Raw genomic sequence first — 12,872 nt, 5'->3', positions numbered from 1 at the left:
CCCATGCGTAACGATACCCGCAAGAACTTCAACGCCCTGCGCGACCGCATCGCCCAGCTCTCCGGCGTCGACAGCGCCGCCGAGCAATTCAACGTCGAACCTTCGGTGCAACAGACCCTGGAATCGCGCATCCAGGAATCGAGCGAGTTCCTCGGCCGCATCAACGTGGTCGGTGTCGACGAGCTCAAGGGCCAGAAAGTCGGCCTGGGCGTCACCGGCCCGATTGCCGGTCGTACAGATGTCACCCAGAACGACCGCGCGCCCCGCGACGTCTCCAGCCTCACCGACCAGAGCTATGAGTGCGTTTCGACCGAGTACGACACCTACATCAGCTGGGCCAAGCTCGATGCCTGGGCACGCTTTCGCGATTTCCAGATTCGCGTGCGTAATGCCGTGGTTCGCCAGCAGGCGCTTGACCGCATCATGATCGGCTTCAACGGCACCTCGGCGGCTGTCGAGACCGACCGGGTCGCCAACCCGTTGCTGCAGGACGTCAACATCGGCTGGTTGCAGAAATACCGCGACCATGCCCCGGCGCGCGTGCTGAGCGACGGGGCGGCGGCCGGCACCATCACCATCGGCGAAACGGGCGATTACAAGAACCTCGACGCCCTGGTGTTCGACGCCGTCAACGAGCTGATCGACCCCTGGCACCGCGAGGACACCACGCTGGTCGCGATCATGGGCCGCAAGATGCTGGCGGATAAGTATTTCCCGTTGATCCAGCAGCACGGCGAGACCCCCACCGAGGCACGCGCCCTCGACATGATCATCAGCCAGAAGCGGGTGGGCGGCCTCGGCGCCGTGCGCGTGCCCTTCGTGCCGGATGGCAGCATGCTGATCACCAGCCTGGAGAACCTCTCCATGTACTGGCAGCGCGGAAGCCGGCGCCGCTACCTGATCGACAACCCCAAGCGCAACCGAATCGAGAACTACGAGTCCTCCAACGACGCCTATGTCGTCGAGGACTACGGGTTCGGCTGTCTGGTCGAAAACATCGCCTTCCAGGAGTAAGCCATGAGCCTTGCCCGCAAGCACTACCAGCGCGCCACCGCCGCCCAGGCGGCGGGGCTCGCCGGCCCCCGTTCGCCGCAGACCGGCGAGCAGTACGAGCTGCACGCCGCCGCGCTCTGGGAAGCCCGCCGCACGCTCAAGAACATCAAGTCGCTGGAGGCCAAGGTCGCCAGGAAGCGCGAGCTGCTGCCCGAGTTCGCGGCCTACGTGGCCGGTGTGCTCGAGGGCGGCCAGGGTGCCCAGGATGACGTACTGATGACCGTGATGCTGTGGCGCCTGGATGTCGGTGACCTCGAAGGCGGCATCGAAGTCGCCGAGTACGCCCTGCGCCACGGCCTGGACACCCCCGACCGCTTCGAGCGCGACACCGCCTCGATCGTTGCCGAGCAAACCGCCGAGGAGGCACTGGCCCGCCTCGAGGCCACCGACGCCGAGGCGCTGGCCAAGGTCGCCGCCGAGCTGGTCATGCACCTGAGCCGTGCCGAGGCCCTGACCGCCGACGCCGACATGCACGACCAGATCCGCGCCAAGCTGCACAAGGCACTGGGCTACGCCCATCGTGAATCCGGCAGCCGGGAGGATGCCCTGGAGCACCTGCGCCGCGCCCTGCAGCTGAACGATCGCGTTGGCGTCAAGAAGGACATCGAGAAGCTCGAGCGCGAGCTCAAGCAGCAACCCCAGAACGCCGCCCAGGGCCAACCGGCCCAGGGCTGATACCGAGTCGCACGCCGACGCCAAGGGGGCGCCGAGGGAGAGCGGACCACGGTCCCATCTCGTCGATCTCGGCCCACCCCCTTCCTCCACCCAATCGTTCCACCCGCTTCTTCCAACTTGAGGCCCGGCCATGTCGTCACTGATCGCCTACGGCACCGGCGAGACCACCCAAGCGCCGGCCATTATCCAGAACAACGGCTTCTGGCCCGAGATCGACCCGGCCGCCTTCCGAGATGCCGAGCGAATCGATGGCAGCGTTACCGCCTCACGCGTCGAGCATGCCCTGCGCGTGGCGCTGGCCGACGTCAACCGCCAGCTCGCCGGCTGGCAGGCCACCCGCCAGGACGAAGGTGCCACCAGTGTCGAGGATGTCGCCGCGCCCAGCTGGCAACTGCCCGACGCCTACCCCCTGCTCTACCGTCGCGCCGTCTACGCCACCGCCATGGCCAGCCTGCTCGAGCGCTACCGCGACTACAGCGCCACCGGTGAAGGCGACGAGCGCGGCGAAGCCAAGGATCTCGCCGCCGACGACTTCCGCCGCGACGCCCGCTGGGCGGTCAGCGAGATCACCGGCCACAACCACACCACCGTCGAGCTGATTTGAGGAGCGCCGAACGATGCCACACGCCCGCGCCCACCAGGGCGACACCCTGGACGCCCTCTGTTATCGCGTGCTCGGTCGCACCGACGGCGTGACCGAACAGGCCCTCGACATGAATCCGGGGCTCGCCGAGCTAGGCCCCATCCTGCCCCACGGCACCCTGGTCACACTGCCCGAAGAGCAGCGCACGCCCGCCGTGGTCGACACCGTCCAACTCTGGACCTGACAAGAGGACCGCATGGCGGAGACCACCGTGAAACCCAATGTATTCGAACGTCACCTGCAGACCGGCATCCAGCTCACCCTGGTCGCCCTGCTCGCCTGGGCGGGGCTCAAGCTCGTCACACTCGGCGAGCACACCGCCGTACTGCGCGAACGCCTCGTCTACCAAGGCGAGCAGATCGAAAGCCTGCGCCGCGATCTACGCGACTGGAGCGACCTCTACTATCGCAAGAGCGATGCCAACCGAGAGATCGGCAGCCTGCAACGCAGCGTCGACCAGCTCGACGAGCGCGTCAGCGAACTGGAGAGCAACCGATGAAAACCGCCGTCCACGTCTCCCCACACTTCCAGCGCCATGAATTCGCCTGCAGTTGCGGGTGCGGTTTCGACACCGTCGACAGCGACACCCTCGCGGTGCTCGAACGCCTGCGCAAGCACTTCGGCAAGCCCGTGACCATCACCAGCGGCTGCCGCTGCCCACGCCACAACGCGCGGGTCGGCGGCGCCCCGAACAGCCAGCATTTGCGGGGCCGCGCCGCCGATATCCAGGTGCGTGACATCAACCCCGCCGAGGTTCAATTGTGGCTCATCGCCAACGAACCGCATGCAAGCGTTGGCCGCTACTCAACCTTTACCCACCTCGACACGCGCAGCGGCACGCCAGCCCGCTGGTGATGCCCCACAACAGCGCCCTGGAGCACGTGTATGAACCTGATCGGCAACATCCTCGGTACCGTGGCCGGCCCGGTGTTCGAGGTGATCGACAAGGCCGTCGAGGACAAGGACCAGGCCGCCCGGCTCAAGGCAGAACTCAAGCGCCGCCTGATCGACCAGCAGGATGCCGGCCTCAAGGCGCGGATGCAGGTGGTGCTGGCCGAAGCCACCGGCGAGAGTTGGCCGCAGCGCAACTGGCGGCCGATCCTGATGCTTACGATCGTCGCCATCGTCGCCAACAACTACCTGATCGCGCCCTACCTGGGTGCCATGTTCGGCGTCGGCCTGCACCTGGAGCTTCCCGAGGCGCTGTGGAATCTGATGACCCTCGGCGTGGGCGGCTACATCGCCGGGCGTAGCGGCGAGAAGATCGCTGGTACCCTCACGGGCAGGCGCACGGGCTTTCTCGATGAGGCCGATACCCGATGAACAAGCTCGCCTCTCTTCGCGCCTACCTGATCGAGCGTATCCCCGATCTCAAGCGCAATCCCGACCGGCTGCTCACCTTCATCGAGGATGGCCGGGTCGAATTCCATCGCGGCGCCCACCTCTCCCACGAGTACCAGGTACCGGTGCGCGTGGTGCTCACCGACCACATCGGCGAGCTCGATACCGTGATGATCCCGCTGCTGCAGTGGCTCTCCCGCTACCAGCCCAATCTCGACCCCAGCGAGGCCGTGACGTTTCAGGCCGAGCTGCTGCATAACCGCGCCTGGGATCTCGCCATCGACGTCACCCTAACCGAGCGTGTCGTCGCCCTGGTGGACTGCGACGCCGGCACCATCCACGTCGACCACCGTATGCCGGAGTTTCCCATCGACCCCTGCGCCGCCGGGCACTGGCAGCTGTATATCCGCGATGCCGAGGCCGACGATACCTACACCCTCGCCGCCGAATGGGGCGAGTGAGTGGGGCGCATAAGGGAGGCGAAGCATGAACGACGATCTCGACGCTCTGGAGAACTGGGCCGCACCGCTGCTCGAGCGGATGCAGCCAGCCGAGCGCCGCAAACTGGGCCGCGACATCGCCCGCGAACTGCGCAAGCGTCAGGCCGGTCGCATCAAGGCCCAGCAAAACCCCGACGGCAAGCCCTTCGCCCCGCGCAAGCCCCAGGCCCGTGCACAGGCCGGGGCCATTCGCCGCGGGGCCATGTTCACCAAGATCCGCCAGGCCAAGTACCTGAAGGCCAGCGGCCAGGGCGATGCCGCCCGGATCGGCTTCTTCGGGCGCGTCTCGCGCATCGCTCGAGTGCACCAGGAAGGCCTGCGCGCCAAGGTCGACCGCAACGGCCCCTGGTATGACTACCCCGAGCGCCGCCTGCTGGGCTACAGCGATGCTGACCGCGCCGTGGTGCGCGACATGATCCTCGACCGCTTGGGTTCGGCAACATAGGTTCGGGATCGTGGTGCGGCGTTGTAGGTGATGCGTTGTAGCCCTCGCATTCACAACGCCCCCCGCTAGAGCCATCCTCGCCCACGGGCAAGGATGGCCGCATGAATCAACGCCCCCTGCATAGCGCCGCCGAGCTGCTGCGCCTGATCCACAACCTGGTCCGCCTGGGCACCATCGCCGAGGTGGACCACAACAGCGCGCGCGTGCGCGTGGCCATGGGCGAACTCGCCACCGGCTGGCTTGCTTGGATCGATGGCCGAGCCGGCACCACCCGCACCTGGAACCCGCCCACCGTCGGCGAGCAGGTCGTGGTGTTCTCGCCTGGCGGCGACCTCTCGGCTGCCGTGGTGCTGACCGGCCTGTATCGCGCCCAGTACCCGGCCCCCTCGGCATCCGCCGATGTCTTCCGTGCGGTGATGCCCGACGGCGCGGTGCTCGAGTACGACCACGCCGCCAACCACCTGCGAGCCAGCCTGCCCGGCAGCGCCGAGATCTCCGCCGCCGCCGGCGTGACGCTGAACGCCGATGCCGTGATCAACGGCAACGTCGCGATCAACGGCGACAGCCTCACGCATAACGGGAAAAACGTCGGTGACACCCACCGGCACAGCGGCATCACCAGCGGCCCGAGCAACACAGGGGAACCCGTATGACCGGCATGAACGCCACCACCGGTCGCCAACTCGCCGGCATCGAGCACATCCAGCAGAGCGTGCGCGACATTCTCACCACGCCGCTGGGCACGCGCGTGATGCGCCGCGAGTACGGCAGCCTGCTGCCCGAACTGATCGACCAGCCACTCAACGACGCCACCCTGCTGCAAGCCTACTCGGCCAGCATCATGGCGCTGATTCGTTGGGAACCGCGCATTCGCGTGACCGCCATTCGGCGCAACGTCAGCACCACCCAGCCAGGCGCCGCCGTGCTCGAGATCGACGCCCAGACGCTGGGCGGTGAGCCGCTCACCCTCCAGGTACCCGTATGAAACTCGTCGGCCCCATCGACCTTTCCCAGTTGCCGGCCCCGGACATCGTCGAGCCGCTCGAGTACGAGGCGATCCTCGCCGAGCGCAAGGCCGCACTGCTCGAACTCATCGACCCCGAGCAGCGCGACGACGTCGCCGCCACCCTGGCGCTGGAATCCGAGCCACTCACCAAGTTGCTGCAGGAAAACGCCTATCGCGAGTTGGTGTGGCGTCAGCGTGTCAACGAAGCCGCCCTCGCGCTGATGCTGGCCCACAGCCGAGGGGCCGATCTCGACCAGTTGGTCGCCAACTACAACGTCGCGCGCCTGGAGATCGAGCCCGGCGACCCGTCGGCGATTCCCCCGGTGCCACCGGTGATGGAGAGCGACACCCAGCTGCGCATCCGAGCTCAACAGGCCTGGGAAGGGCTCAGCGTTGCCGGCCCCCGCGCGGCCTACGTGTTCCACGCACTCTCCGCCGATGGCCAGGTCGCCGACGCCACCGCGATCAGCCCGTCGCCGGCGGTAGCGGTGGTCACCGTGCTTTCGGTGGACGGCGACGGCAGCGCAAGCCCCGCGCTGCTGAACCGAGTGGATGCCACGCTTTCCGCCGAGGACGTGCGCCCGGTGGCCGACCGGCTCACCGTGCAGTCCGCCCACATCATCCCCTACCGGATCAAGGCCACCCTGTTCGTTCCCCCCGGCCCCGAGCAGGAACCGATTCTGGCCGCCGCCGATGCCTCCATCCGACGCTATATCACCGAACAGCGCCGCCTGGGCCGCGACATCCGCCGCTCCGCCATCTATGCCGCGCTGCACGTCGAAGGCGTGCACCATGTCGGCATCGCGCAACCGGCGGAGGATCTGCCGTTGGACCCGACCCAGTCGGGCCACTGCACGGGCATCACGCTCGGCATCGAGGTCTACGATGGCTGATCGGCCGCGCGATCTGCTGCCCCCCAATCGCACCCCGCTGGAGCGCCACACCGCTCGAGCCCTGGCCGGCATCCAACGCGTGCCGATTCCCCTGCGCACGCTATGGAACCCCCATACCTGCCCGGCCCACCTGCTGCCCTACCTGGCCTGGGCGTTTTCCGTCGAGCACTGGGACCCGGCGTGGCCCGCCGCGCGCAAACGCCAGGCCATTGCCGACAGCTGGTACGTCCATCGCAAGAAAGGCACCCACGCCGCCGTGCGCCGGGTGATCGAGCTGCTCGGCCACCAGATCGAACAGGTCACCGAGTGGTGGCAGGTCACCCCACCCGAGACCCCCGGTACCTGGTGGCTGCGCGTGCTCACCGGCAACGGCATCAGCGAATCCGGCTACGACGATCTGGTGCGGCTGATCGATGACGCGCGCCCGGTGACCCGGCACCTGACCGGGCTCGACATCATCACCGAGGTATACGGCACCGCCTGGGCAGCCGCCAACACCCAGGACGGCGACGCCACCCTCGTTTATCCACACATGCCCGAGTACCAGGTCGCCGGCAGCGTGTTCACCGCCAGCGGCATGGATGTCGTCGACATCACCACCGTTTACCCCCGTTAGCAGGAGCCCCCATGGCCGAGTTCTACACCCTGATCACCGATACCGGGCAAGCCAAGCTCGCCGCTGCCCTTGCCAACAATGAAAGCATCGAGCTTGGAAGCGTCGCGGTGGGCGATGGCGGCGGCAGCCTGCCGACCCCGGAAGCCTCGCGCACTGCGCTGATCGACGAAGTGCATCGCGCGCCGATCAACCACATCGCGGTCGACGCCGACAACCCTAACTGGCTGATCGTCGAGACCGTGCTGCCGCCCGAGATCGGCGGCTGGACGATCCGCGAGGTCGGTGTCTACGACACCGAGGGCGAGCTGATCGTCTACGGCAACTACCCGGAAAGCTACAAGCCACTGCTTGCCGAGGGCAGCGGCCGCACCCAGACAGTGCGCATCATCATGCAGGTCAGCGACACCGCCGCCGTGACCCTCACCGTCGACCCTTCCATCGTGCTGGCCACGCGGCAGCTGCTCGAGGAGCGCATCGCCGCCCACGCCGCCAGCCGCGACCACCCCGGCGCCACGGAAGCCGCCCAGGGCATGATCCAGCGCGCCACGAAAGCCCAGGCCGAAGCCGGCAGCGACAACACCCGGGCCATGACGCCGCTGCGCGTGCGCCAAGCCATCGACCTGTTCCGCCTGGGCGCGCCCGCCACGCTGAGTGGCGGTAGCACCAATCAGTCCACGTCCGAATCGCACACCCACCAACTGGCGATGGCAACGAAGGGGCAAGCCGAAGCCGGCAGCGATGCCACGCGGTTGATGAGCGCCCTGCGCGTGCACCAGGCGTTCAACCAGTTCGGGATCGGCGGCGTCACCCAAGGCGTGCCGGGCAACGACCTTTCCACCGTGGATGGCACGGTGCCCAGTGGCCTGTACAAGGTCTACACCAACACCAGCGGCACCCCGGTCCACCTGGGCACCGAGATGAGCACCAACGGCCATGTGGTATGGCTGCGGCGTGGCGCGAGCGGTGGTGAGGCGCAGTTGCTGTTCGCCGAATTGACGGGGCAGCTCTACTACCGAACCCGCACCACCGGTGCCTGGCCCGACTGGCGCATGCCCGCCGACCCGGCCAACTCGGTGCCGCCGCAGCGCGCCATCGTCGCCGGCGACGGACTCAGCGGTGGCGGCGATTTCACCACCAATCGCAGCTTGAAGGTCGATAGCAGCGTGGCGCGCACTAACACCCAGATCATCGCCGGTAACGGCCTCACCGGTGGCGGCACGCTCGGTGCCAACCGCACCCTCAATCTCGGCACGCCGCGCACCATCTATGCCGGCAGCAACAATGGTTTCAGCGGGTCCGGGCATTCCCATGAGCTGCGCGTCGCCACTCCCGCCGAGGTCCGCGCCGGCACCAATACCACCGGGGTGATCACGCCCCGGCTGCTCACCGAAGTATTCATGGGGAGTCGCCGTTCACTGGCCACCAATGGCTACCAGATGCTCCCCGGTGTATTCGTCAGCGGCGCCGCCACCATTCCACGGCCGCTGATCCTGCAATGGGGACGGACCAGCGCCGCAGATCCCTCCCGCGTCGATGAGTGGACGAGCTTCCCGATTCCCTTTCCCAACCGGGTGCTAGTGATCACCGCCAATCACAGCGGTACGTATCGGGCGAACATTTCCCACCGGGGGGAAACAGACAACGGTTGCTACTTCCTGGCGAACGGTTACAGCGGCCCCAGCCTCATTAGCGTTCAATGGTTCGCCATCGGCTATTGAGCCATCGGCGATAGGACCCACCCACAGGAGCGCCATGTTCATGCAAGACGATTCCCTGCAAGACGTGTCGATGTACTTCAGTGCCAGCCGCACCCACTTCTACCCGGCGGCACTGCGCGAGCAGTACCAGGCCAACGGGCGTTGGCCGGACGATGCCGTCGAAGTCAGTGACGAGGATTGGCAGACCTACGGCCAGAGCGAGCCCCCCGAGGGCATGCAGCGCGGTGCCGATGAGAATGGCATGCCCACCTGGGTACCCATTCCACCCCCAGCCCTGCCGGAGCTGGCCAAGCGCAAGCGCGGCGAGATCGATGACGCGCGCGACAGCGCCTTCGCCGCCGGCCTCGAGTACGACTTCGACGGCGAGAAGGACGTGATCCAGACCCGCCCCCAGGACCAGATCAACCTGCTAGGGCTTTCCGCGAAGGCGCAACGGCTGATCACCGCCGGCCAACCCGAGGCCACACTCAGTTTCCGTGGTGCCTCCAACATCAACCGCGAACTCACCGCCGAACAGATGGACACCCTGACGATGGCCGCCCTGGGGCACCTCGAGGAGATCTTTCAGCGCAGCTGGGCACGCAAGGACGCCATCGACGCCGCGCTCGCAGCCGAGGATCGGGAAGGGATCGAAGCGGTGGTGTGGTAGGAGCACCCATCCAGGGAGAAAAGCGCCCGCCAAATGGCGGGCGTTTTATTTGTCAAAAAACTAGCGCAACCTAGTGACGTACTGCGTCAACTCAGGAATCTGCACAATTATAGGCTCAGGCTTCCAATTTATTGGAAAAAAAATAGCCCGAGACTCTTGCTGGTGGGAGAAGCAACTCTCCTTCAGCATAACAGGATGAACCCTATTCTCATACTCTACTTTTCTTCCAATATATTGGCACTGCCACCACCCCATGCAAAAGGTCAAAGGTTGAAGAGGTTGAGTAAAAAACCTTCCTAAAGCCAACATGAATAAATATGGATCATCAATTCTTACACATGCATCATAGTCATCTGAAAGATTGGCCCCTACCACCTCGTCATCGGAAGTAGATACACAGTACAACCAACAATCTGGTGAGTTATGAGTTTTATGGAAACTCACATCTTGCAAGACGACTGAGCTCCCTTCTCCAACCCCTATAAACTCTCTAACGAATGGGTGATCATTCTCACCATTAAGGCTCATATAATCGACGTCTAAAAAGGTCTCTCGCTTACCCTCTAGCCGATCAAGCACACCCTCACCATGCTTTTCATCGTCTCGATATTCGTAAAGTGTGCCAACTCTCACTTCACCTCTGGCTATTAACCCATCTGCAAAACGACTCGGCAAGTGCTTGTACAGAACTCGATGCATACAACCTCCCTGTTCGCAATTCCCCCAGCCTACCGCGTTCGGTTGTCTCTTGCCCATCCACAACGTCCACCGCTAGAGCCCCACGTCTGCGCGCGCAAGCATGGCAGCACGTCATGCATCGACATCCGATCACCCTGCGCAGGAGCTCCCCATGGCCCAGGACTACCACCACGGCGTGCGCGTCGTCGAAATCAACGAGGGCACCCGGCCGATTCGCACCGTCTCGACGGCGGTGATCGGCCTGGTGGCCACCGCGCCCGACGCCGACACCGAGGCTTTCCCGCTCGACACCCCGGTGCTGGTCACCGATCTCTACGCCGCTATTGGCAACGCCGGAGCCGGTGGCACCCTGGCCCGCGCGCTCTCCGCCATCGTCGCCGAGGCACGCACCCTGGTCGTGGTGGTTCGCGTGGAGGAAGGTGCCGACGAAGCCGCCACCACCGCCAACCTGATTGGCGGCGTGGACGCCGGCAGCGGCCAGAAGACCGGCATCGAGGCGCTGCTGGCGGCCGAGCAGCGCTTTGGCGTCAAGCCACGCATTCTCGGCGTGCCGGAGCTGGACACCGCAGACGTCGCCGCCGCGCTGATCGGTGCCGCCCAAAAGTTGCGTGCCTTCGCCTATGTGTCCGCCCATGGCTGCGAGACGCTCGACGAGGTGGTGATATACCGCGAGAACTTCGGCGCCCGCGAAGCGATGGTCATCTGGCCCGAGTTCCAAGGTTTCGACGTGGATGCCGGCGAGACCCGCCCGATCTCCGCCGTGGCCAAGGCGCTGGGCCACCGCGCGCGGCTCGACCAGCAGATCGGCTGGCACAAGACGCTTTCCAACATGCCGGTCAACAACGTCAGCGGCATCTCGAAAGACGTGTTCTGGGATCTCCAGGACCCCGCTACCGATGCCGGCCTGCTCAATGCCGCCGACGTGACCACGTTGATCCGCCGCGATGGCTTCCGCTTCTGGGGGAGCCGAACCACCAGCGCCGACCCATTGTTCGCCTTCGAGAGCTACACCCGCAGCGCCCAGGTGATCGCCGACACCATGGCCGAGGCGCACTTGTGGGCCGTGGACAAGCCCATGCACCCCAGCCTGGTGAAGGACATCATCGAGGGCATCAACGCCAAGTTCCGCGAGTGGGTACGCCTGGGCTACTTGCTGGGCGGCAACGCCTGGTTCGATCCCGAGCTCAACAGCCCCGAAGTGCTCAAGAGCGGCAAGCTCTACATCGACTACGACTACACCCCGGTACCGCCGCTGGAAAACCTGATGCTGCAGCAACGCATCACCGACCGTTACCTGGTCGAATTCGCCGAGCGCGTCGCCGCCGCCTGACGCGACGGGAACCCAACGATTAGGAGCAAGCCAACATGGCACTTCCCCACAAGCTGAAGGACTTCAACCTGTTCGGCGATGGCAACAATTGGCAGGGTCAGATTCCCAGCCTCACCCTGCCGGAGCTGGCCCGCGCCGTGGAGGAATACAGAGGCGGCGGCATGGACGGCAGCGTCGAGCTCGACATGGGCCAGGAGGTCATCGAGTTCGCCTGGCAGGCCGCCGGCATCATCGCCGAGATCTTCACCGAGTACGGCACCCCCCTCCACGATGCCAACCTGCTGCGCTTCGCGGGCTCGTATGAATCCGACGAGACCGGCGGGACCATCCCCGTCGAGGTCACCGTGCGCGGCCGCCACAAGACCATCGGCATGGGCGAGGTGACCGCCGGCGACAACAACAGCATCGAGGTCACCACCACCTGCAGCTATTACAAGCTGGTCGTGGACGGCGAAACGCTGATCGAGATCGACGTGCCCGGCAATGTGTTCATCGTGCGCGGCGTCGATCGCCGCGCCGAGCGCCGCCGCAATCTGGGGCTATAAACGACGAACGCCCCGCCGGTGGGGGCCGGCGAGGCGTTCTGGATTCTCACCCTATCTAGGGGCTAGGGGGAACCTGTGGAACAGCTTAGCAAGTTCATCAGGGAGCTGCGAGCCATGCACGAAGGGCTTTCACGCTGGCGATTCCTGGCCATCTGGGCCGTCGCTTTCACCATCGCCGTTGGTTACCTCATCGGCAATATCCCGTGGCACATGCTGATCACTAAATAACGCACCACTAGGAGCGCAACCCCATGGACGAAAACGCCACCGAAACCCAAGCCACCGAGCAGGTACGCACCGCCACTGAGACCGTCGAGCTGGATACCCCGCTGCAACGCGGCAAGCAGACCGTCACCGAGATCCACGTGCGCAAGCCCAAGGCGGGCTCGCTTCGCGGCGTGGCACTCGCCGACCTGCTGCAGATGGATGTGCAGGCACTGACCAAGGTGCTGCCGCGCATCACCGAGCCCGCCCTTACCGAGCCCGAACTGCGCGCAATGGACCCGGCCGATCTCGTCCAGTTGGGTAACGCGGTGAGCAATTTTTTGCTGCCCAGGCGGATGCGGGCGGACGCCGAGAGCTGAGCCTGCCCAACCAGGTCGAGGACGCCATGGCGGATCTGGCCATGGCGTTTCACTGGGGGCCGGCCGACATGGACCCGATGCCCCTCGAGGAGCTCGCCGACTGGCGAGAACGCGCCCGCCAACGCCTCGAGCCCCCTGCCCGTCACCACGGGCAGCGGGGCCGCTAACCAGGAGC

General features: G+C 65.7%; 19 protein-coding genes. All 19 read left to right on the top strand.

Features of this window, described 5'->3' with window-relative positions:
- The first annotated feature begins 3 nt into the window (after positions 1-3).
- The 19 genes from C6V82_RS04150 to C6V82_RS04060 all read left to right on the top strand — a co-directional run bounded on the left by C6V82_RS04150 (position 4) and on the right by C6V82_RS04060 (position 12,864).
- A complete protein-coding gene (locus C6V82_RS04150; protein ID WP_102589601.1) occupies positions 4-1,014 on the top strand; it encodes a phage major capsid protein, P2 family in 1,011 nt (336 codons plus the stop codon).
- A 3-nt stretch (positions 1,015-1,017) separates the two neighbouring features.
- A complete protein-coding gene (gene gpM / locus C6V82_RS04145; RefSeq protein ID WP_102589600.1) occupies positions 1,018-1,728 on the top strand; it encodes a phage terminase small subunit in 711 nt (236 codons plus the stop codon).
- Between the two features lie 130 nt (positions 1,729-1,858).
- Positions 1,859-2,332, top strand: a complete 474-nt coding sequence (locus C6V82_RS04140; protein ID WP_102589599.1) for a head completion/stabilization protein — start codon at positions 1,859-1,861, stop codon at positions 2,330-2,332.
- Positions 2,333-2,345: 13 nt separating this feature from the next.
- A complete protein-coding gene (locus tag C6V82_RS04135; RefSeq protein ID WP_102589598.1) occupies positions 2,346-2,555 on the top strand; it encodes a tail protein X in 210 nt (69 codons plus the stop codon).
- A gap of 12 nt (positions 2,556-2,567) precedes the next feature.
- Positions 2,568-2,870 (top strand): hypothetical protein, encoded by a 303-nt coding sequence (locus C6V82_RS04130; protein ID WP_102589597.1) that lies wholly within the window; start codon positions 2,568-2,570, stop codon positions 2,868-2,870.
- Entirely contained in the window at positions 2,867-3,226 is a 360-nt protein-coding gene (locus C6V82_RS04125) for a D-Ala-D-Ala carboxypeptidase family metallohydrolase (protein WP_102589596.1), read from the top strand. Before C6V82_RS04130 ends, C6V82_RS04125 begins: the two co-directional genes overlap by 4 nt.
- A gap of 30 nt (positions 3,227-3,256) precedes the next feature.
- Positions 3,257-3,694 (top strand): holin family protein, encoded by a 438-nt coding sequence (locus C6V82_RS04120; RefSeq protein ID WP_102589595.1) that lies wholly within the window; start codon positions 3,257-3,259, stop codon positions 3,692-3,694.
- Positions 3,691-4,173 carry a phage tail protein gene (locus tag C6V82_RS04115; RefSeq protein ID WP_102589594.1) on the top strand — a complete coding sequence of 161 codons (483 nt, stop codon included), beginning with the start codon at positions 3,691-3,693 and terminating at the stop codon, positions 4,171-4,173. Before C6V82_RS04120 ends, C6V82_RS04115 begins: the two co-directional genes overlap by 4 nt.
- A 25-nt stretch (positions 4,174-4,198) precedes the next feature.
- Positions 4,199-4,657 carry a phage virion morphogenesis protein gene (locus C6V82_RS04110; RefSeq protein WP_102589593.1) on the top strand — a complete coding sequence of 153 codons (459 nt, stop codon included), beginning with the start codon at positions 4,199-4,201 and terminating at the stop codon, positions 4,655-4,657.
- A 101-nt stretch (positions 4,658-4,758) separates the two neighbouring features.
- The gene (locus C6V82_RS04105; protein ID WP_102589592.1) at positions 4,759-5,310 is read left to right on the top strand and encodes a phage baseplate assembly protein V; all 552 of its coding nucleotides are present in this window, start codon (positions 4,759-4,761) and stop codon (positions 5,308-5,310) included.
- Positions 5,307-5,642 carry a GPW/gp25 family protein gene (locus C6V82_RS04100; protein WP_102589591.1) on the top strand — a complete coding sequence of 112 codons (336 nt, stop codon included), beginning with the start codon at positions 5,307-5,309 and terminating at the stop codon, positions 5,640-5,642. The genes C6V82_RS04105 and C6V82_RS04100 overlap by 4 nt, the downstream gene beginning before the upstream one ends.
- The gene (locus C6V82_RS04095; protein ID WP_102589590.1) at positions 5,639-6,556 is read left to right on the top strand and encodes a baseplate assembly protein; all 918 of its coding nucleotides are present in this window, start codon (positions 5,639-5,641) and stop codon (positions 6,554-6,556) included. The genes C6V82_RS04100 and C6V82_RS04095 overlap by 4 nt, the downstream gene beginning before the upstream one ends.
- Positions 6,549-7,172, top strand: coding sequence for a phage tail protein I (locus C6V82_RS04090; RefSeq protein WP_102589589.1), 624 nt, complete (start codon positions 6,549-6,551; stop codon positions 7,170-7,172). Before C6V82_RS04095 ends, C6V82_RS04090 begins: the two co-directional genes overlap by 8 nt.
- An 11-nt stretch (positions 7,173-7,183) precedes the next feature.
- The gene (locus C6V82_RS04085; RefSeq protein ID WP_102589588.1) at positions 7,184-8,890 is read left to right on the top strand and encodes a phage tail protein; all 1,707 of its coding nucleotides are present in this window, start codon (positions 7,184-7,186) and stop codon (positions 8,888-8,890) included.
- A gap of 40 nt (positions 8,891-8,930) precedes the next feature.
- Entirely contained in the window at positions 8,931-9,539 is a 609-nt protein-coding gene (locus tag C6V82_RS04080; protein ID WP_180978352.1) for a DUF4376 domain-containing protein, read from the top strand.
- Positions 9,540-10,389: 850 nt separating this feature from the next.
- Positions 10,390-11,568 (top strand): phage tail sheath protein, encoded by a 1,179-nt coding sequence (locus C6V82_RS04075; RefSeq protein WP_102589586.1) that lies wholly within the window; start codon positions 10,390-10,392, stop codon positions 11,566-11,568.
- 35 nt (positions 11,569-11,603) lie between these two features.
- Positions 11,604-12,113 (top strand): phage major tail tube protein, encoded by a 510-nt coding sequence (locus tag C6V82_RS04070; protein WP_102589585.1) that lies wholly within the window; start codon positions 11,604-11,606, stop codon positions 12,111-12,113.
- A 251-nt stretch (positions 12,114-12,364) separates the two neighbouring features.
- Positions 12,365-12,697: a phage tail assembly protein gene (locus tag C6V82_RS04065; RefSeq protein ID WP_102589584.1), complete on the top strand. Its 333-nt coding sequence runs from the start codon at positions 12,365-12,367 to the stop codon at positions 12,695-12,697.
- Positions 12,698-12,723: 26 nt separating this feature from the next.
- Positions 12,724-12,864: a GpE family phage tail protein gene (locus tag C6V82_RS04060; protein WP_102589583.1), complete on the top strand. Its 141-nt coding sequence runs from the start codon at positions 12,724-12,726 to the stop codon at positions 12,862-12,864.
- Positions 12,865-12,872: the final 8 nt, after the last annotated feature.

Origin of the sequence: Halomonas urumqiensis (assembly GCF_003028575.1) — a bacterium.
Taxonomy (GTDB): domain Bacteria; phylum Pseudomonadota; class Gammaproteobacteria; order Pseudomonadales; family Halomonadaceae; genus Halomonas; species Halomonas urumqiensis.
Note: the sequence above shows the minus strand (reverse complement) of the source record. Positions and strands in the feature narration are given on the sequence as shown.

Bases quoted from the DNA above. Each gene is read 5' to 3' on its own strand.
- C6V82_RS04115 (WP_102589594.1), top strand. From the start codon at position 3,691: ATGAACAAGCTCGCCTCTCTTCGCGCCTACCTGATCGAGCGTATCCCC.
- gpM (WP_102589600.1), top strand. From the start codon at position 1,018: ATGAGCCTTGCCCGCAAGCACTACCAGCGCGCCACCGCCGCCCAGGCG.
- C6V82_RS04095 (WP_102589590.1), top strand. From the start codon at position 5,639: ATGAAACTCGTCGGCCCCATCGACCTTTCCCAGTTGCCGGCCCCGGAC.
- C6V82_RS04140 (WP_102589599.1), top strand. From the start codon at position 1,859: ATGTCGTCACTGATCGCCTACGGCACCGGCGAGACCACCCAAGCGCCG.
- C6V82_RS04100 (WP_102589591.1), top strand. From the start codon at position 5,307: ATGACCGGCATGAACGCCACCACCGGTCGCCAACTCGCCGGCATCGAG.
- C6V82_RS04085 (WP_102589588.1), top strand. From the start codon at position 7,184: ATGGCCGAGTTCTACACCCTGATCACCGATACCGGGCAAGCCAAGCTC.
- C6V82_RS04135 (WP_102589598.1), top strand. From the start codon at position 2,346: ATGCCACACGCCCGCGCCCACCAGGGCGACACCCTGGACGCCCTCTGT.
- C6V82_RS04070 (WP_102589585.1), top strand. From the start codon at position 11,604: ATGGCACTTCCCCACAAGCTGAAGGACTTCAACCTGTTCGGCGATGGC.
- C6V82_RS04130 (WP_102589597.1), top strand. From the start codon at position 2,568: ATGGCGGAGACCACCGTGAAACCCAATGTATTCGAACGTCACCTGCAG.
- C6V82_RS04075 (WP_102589586.1), top strand. From the start codon at position 10,390: ATGGCCCAGGACTACCACCACGGCGTGCGCGTCGTCGAAATCAACGAG.
- C6V82_RS04090 (WP_102589589.1), top strand. From the start codon at position 6,549: ATGGCTGATCGGCCGCGCGATCTGCTGCCCCCCAATCGCACCCCGCTG.
- C6V82_RS04065 (WP_102589584.1), top strand. From the start codon at position 12,365: ATGGACGAAAACGCCACCGAAACCCAAGCCACCGAGCAGGTACGCACC.
- C6V82_RS04080 (WP_180978352.1), top strand. From the start codon at position 8,931: ATGCAAGACGATTCCCTGCAAGACGTGTCGATGTACTTCAGTGCCAGC.
- C6V82_RS04150 (WP_102589601.1), top strand. From the start codon at position 4: ATGCGTAACGATACCCGCAAGAACTTCAACGCCCTGCGCGACCGCATC.
- C6V82_RS04120 (WP_102589595.1), top strand. From the start codon at position 3,257: ATGAACCTGATCGGCAACATCCTCGGTACCGTGGCCGGCCCGGTGTTC.
- C6V82_RS04110 (WP_102589593.1), top strand. From the start codon at position 4,199: ATGAACGACGATCTCGACGCTCTGGAGAACTGGGCCGCACCGCTGCTC.
- C6V82_RS04060 (WP_102589583.1), top strand. From the start codon at position 12,724: ATGGCGGATCTGGCCATGGCGTTTCACTGGGGGCCGGCCGACATGGAC.
- C6V82_RS04125 (WP_102589596.1), top strand. From the start codon at position 2,867: ATGAAAACCGCCGTCCACGTCTCCCCACACTTCCAGCGCCATGAATTC.
- C6V82_RS04105 (WP_102589592.1), top strand. From the start codon at position 4,759: ATGAATCAACGCCCCCTGCATAGCGCCGCCGAGCTGCTGCGCCTGATC.